Source organism: Mesorhizobium sp. M7A.F.Ca.CA.001.08.2.1, from assembly GCF_003998455.1.
Lineage (GTDB): Bacteria > Pseudomonadota > Alphaproteobacteria > Rhizobiales > Rhizobiaceae > Mesorhizobium > Mesorhizobium ciceri.
In genome coordinates, this window is record NZ_RZPW01000657.1 from 1 (window position 1) to 3,592 (window position 3,592).

At 63.2% G+C, this 3,592-nt stretch carries 5 protein-coding genes; all 5 read right to left on the minus strand.

Annotation, left to right across the window (positions count from 1 at the left end):
* The coding region (locus EN914_RS28435) for an aldehyde dehydrogenase family protein (protein ID WP_127389415.1) at positions 1–811 on the minus strand (811 nt) is incomplete at its 3' end.
* A gap of 25 nt (positions 812–836) precedes the next feature.
* Positions 837–2,336 (minus strand): aldehyde dehydrogenase, encoded by a 1,500-nt coding sequence (locus tag EN914_RS28440; RefSeq protein ID WP_127389416.1) that lies wholly within the window; start codon positions 2,334–2,336, stop codon positions 837–839.
* On the minus strand, positions 2,333–2,710 hold the full coding sequence (locus EN914_RS28445; RefSeq protein ID WP_024502390.1) for a carboxymuconolactone decarboxylase family protein: 378 nt from the start codon (positions 2,708–2,710) through the stop codon (positions 2,333–2,335). The genes EN914_RS28440 and EN914_RS28445 overlap by 4 nt, the downstream gene beginning before the upstream one ends.
* Positions 2,711–2,739: 29 nt before the next feature.
* Complete coding sequence (locus tag EN914_RS28450) at positions 2,740–3,147, minus strand: hypothetical protein (RefSeq protein WP_024502389.1); 408 nt, start codon at positions 3,145–3,147, stop codon at positions 2,740–2,742.
* Position 3,148: 1 nt separating this feature from the next.
* Positions 3,149–3,592, minus strand: a 444-nt coding sequence (locus EN914_RS28455) for a GMC family oxidoreductase (RefSeq protein ID WP_245488839.1), incomplete at its 5' end; no start/stop codon positions are given.

The window sequence follows — 3,592 nt, forward strand, 5'->3', positions numbered from 1 at the left end:
GTTCCAGGCTGACCTTCTTGAGATTGCCGGTCGCGGCGCGGGCGATCAACCGGCCGACTTCGGTCGAACCGGTGAAAGCCACCTTGTCGATATCGGGATGGGCCGCCATCGCCGCGCCAACCGTTTCGCCAAAGCCGGTCAGGACGTTGACCACGCCTTCCGGAAAGCCGGCGTCCTGAACCAGCTTGCCGAAATAGAGCGCGCCGAGCGGCGTCTGCTCGGCCGGCTTGAGCACGATGGTGCAGCCGGCCGCCAGCGCCGGCGCCACCTTCCAGGCGAGCATGCTGAGCGGGAAGTTCCATGGGATGATCTGGCCAACGACGCCGACCGGCTCGCGGCGGGTGTAGGCATGCCAGTCACCCGGTGCGTTGACGGTCATCGTCTCGCCATTGATCTTGGTGGCCCACCCCGCATAGTAGCGGAACGTCTCGGCCGTGAACGGCACCTCGCCGTTACGGGAATCGCCGATCGGCTTGCCGCTTTCATAAGAATTGAGCGTTGCCAGCATACCGACATTGGCATCGATCAGATCGGCGAGTTTCCAGATCAGCCTGGCGCGCTCGGCCGGGACCATTTTCGACCATGGACCGTCGATCGCCGTCCGAGCGGCCTTGACCGCCAGATCGACATCGGCGCCGTCACCGGACGGCACCTGCGCAATGACCCGGCCATTCGAGGGGTCGATGACGTCGAGCGCCTGTCCGGAGGCCGCCGGCAGCCATGCGCTGCCGATCAGCATCGCATGCTTGCCACCAACGAACGCCGCCACTTTGGGATCGAGTGGTGGCACGGCATCGAAACGTATGTTCATGATTTCCTCCGAACGGTCTCTTCAATCAGCGCTGGACGAACGGCGCGGGAATGGAATTCCCGGCATCGATCCAGATGCTTTTTTCCTGAAGATATTCGTAGATGGCGGTCTGGCCGTTCTCGCGGCCAATGCCCGACTGCTTGTAGCCGCCGAACGGGGAGAGAGGACTGGTGGCGCGATACATGTTGACCCAGACCATGCCAGCCTCGAGCCGTTCCGGTAGGCGCATGGCGCGCCCCAGATCCTGCGTCCACATCCCGGCCGCAAGCCCGTAGATGGTGTCGTTGGCGATGGCCACCGCCTCGTCCTCGTCATCGAAGGGAATGATCGACAGCACCGGTCCGAAGACCTCTTCCTGGGCGATGCGCATGGACGACTTCACGTTGCCGAAGATCGTCGGCTCCACGAACCAGCCGTCGGCGATCGATGTGTCCTCGGGTATCTTGCCGCCGAGCAATTGCGCAGCGCCCTCACCGTTGGCGATACCGATGTAGTCGAGCACTTTGGCGCGCTGCGGCAGGGTGGTGATCGGACCGACCTGGGTCTCGGGGTCGAGCGGATCTCCGATCTTCGCGGTCCTGGCGAAGGCGACCAGCTTCTCCGTCACCTGGTCGTAGACCGAGCGCTGCACGAGTGCGCGCGAGCCGGCGATGCAGGTCTGGCCGGTTGCGGCGAAGATGCCGGAAACGAGACCGGGTATGGCGGCTTCCATCTTGGCGTCAGCAAAGACGATGTTGGCGGATTTGCCGCCGAGCTCGAGCGTGACCTTCTTGAGCCCGCCGGCGGCAGCCTGATAGACGCGGCGGCCGGTTGCATCACCACCGGGGAATGCCACTTTCGCTACATCTGGATGCGTGACGAGGCGGTCACCGATTTCATGGCCGAAGCCGGTGACGATGTTGACGACGCCCTTGGGAAAGCCCGCTTTCTCGAAAAGCCGGCCGAAGAACAACGCCGAGACCGACGAGAATTCCGACGGTTTCCAGACGATCGTGTTGCCGGCCGCGAGCGCTGGAGCAAGCTTCCACGTCGCCAGCATCAGGGGCGAGTTCCACGGTGTGATTGCGGCCACAACCCCGAGCGGCTCGCGGCGCGTGTAGTTGAACACGCCGGGCTTATCGATCGGGATGACACGGCCCTCGATCTTGTCGGCAAGGCCGCCAAAGAAGCGGAACCATTGCGGAATGTATTTGCACTGCATCCGCATTTCATTGATCAGCTTGCCGTTGTCGCGGGTTTCGAGAACGGCCAGGTTTTCGGCCTCCTCCGCCACGAGATCGGCAAAGCGCGTCATGATCTGCCCACGTGCGCTTGGGGTCATCGTGCGCCACTCGCCGCGAAAGGCGGCCGCGGCTGCCTGAACGGCCGCATCGACATCGGCTACGCCAGCGCGCGGAACGAGCGCCCAGGCCTTGCCTGTGAAGGGATCGAAGGATTCGAAAAAATCCCCCGACTGCGCGGCGGCCGGGCGGCCGCCGATCAGCATCGAGAGCTTTTCCGTGGCGAGCGGCGGACGGGTCGTCATGCTCCGACTTCCTGCATGGCTTCGCGAGCGAGCCGGAAGGCATCGACGCCGGCCGGCACGCCGGCATAGATCGCGACCTGCAGAAGGACTTCGCGGATCTCGTCCTTGGTCACGCCGTTGGTCAGCGCGCCCTTCACATGCATCTTCAGCTCGTGCGGACGATTGAGCGCGGAAAGCATGGCGAGGTTCAGCATGCTGCGCGTCTTCTTGTCGAGCGTGTCGCGGCCCCAAACGGCGCCCCAGCAATATTCCGTCACGAGTTCCTGCATCGGGCGATTGAAATCGTCGGCGCTGGCGAAGGATTTCTCGACGAACTCGGCGCCCAGAACCGATTTGCGGATTTCAAAACCCTTATCGAATACGTCCTTGCCCATTGGATGGTCCTTTCCAGTTGCTTGGGAGATCAAAGGCCGGGAGTCGGCCGGTACTTGCGGCCGCGCGCGATCACGTGGCCGAGCGAGCCGTTGGTCAGGTAGATCTGCGTCGCCTTGGAATCGTAGGGGACGTTCTCCTGGCCGGGGTAGCCGATCAGCTCGCGCACGCGCGGGCTCATATAGTAGGTGGCTATGGCAATCGTTGTGGTCGCCGAGAAGGCTTCGCCGTCCTCCTTGTTGAGGCTTTCCAGGCGAGCTTCAGCGCCGGTGCCCGGATCGACTGCGATGCCGCGCGCAAAGCCCGGCTTCAGATCAACACGAAAATCCAGCGACTTCTCGACATCGGCGTAGCCGCAGACGTCGCTGAACTTCGGCATCTTGCCATGCGCGGGGATCAGGAAGTCTGCGAGCGCAAGGAACGTTCTCTCGTTCGACATGTCAGGCCACCTTCTGGTTGCGGCGCTCGCCGATCATGCGGCGTGTATTGCGCAGCGCGACGGCCATGATGGTCGCTGTCGGATTGGTGGCGCCCGAGGTCGGGAAGGTCGAGGCGTCCATGACGTAGAGGTTCGGCACATCGTGGCAGGCGCCCCATTGATCGACGACCGACCGCTTTGGATCGTCGCCCATAACGGTGGTGCCGATGAGATGCCAACCCGATTCACGCACCGGCGTCGAAACCAGCGTCTCGATGGCACCGGCGGCGCGCACCGATTCCAGGCAGCGGTCAATGTTGAACTTGAGCAGCCGGTTGGAATTCTCGTTGACCTTGTAGACGATCTGCGGCGCTGGCAGGCCATCGGAATCCACCAGATCCTTCGACAGCACCACCTGGTTGCTCTCCTCCGGAAGATCTTCGCCGACGATGCCCCAGATCAGCGA

Bases quoted from the DNA above. Each gene is read 5' to 3' on its own strand.
- EN914_RS28440 (WP_127389416.1), bottom strand. From the start codon at position 2,336: ATGACGACCCGTCCGCCGCTCGCCACGGAAAAGCTCTCGATGCTGATC.
- EN914_RS28445 (WP_024502390.1), bottom strand. From the start codon at position 2,710: ATGGGCAAGGACGTATTCGATAAGGGTTTTGAAATCCGCAAATCGGTT.
- EN914_RS28450 (WP_024502389.1), bottom strand. From the start codon at position 3,147: ATGTCGAACGAGAGAACGTTCCTTGCGCTCGCAGACTTCCTGATCCCC.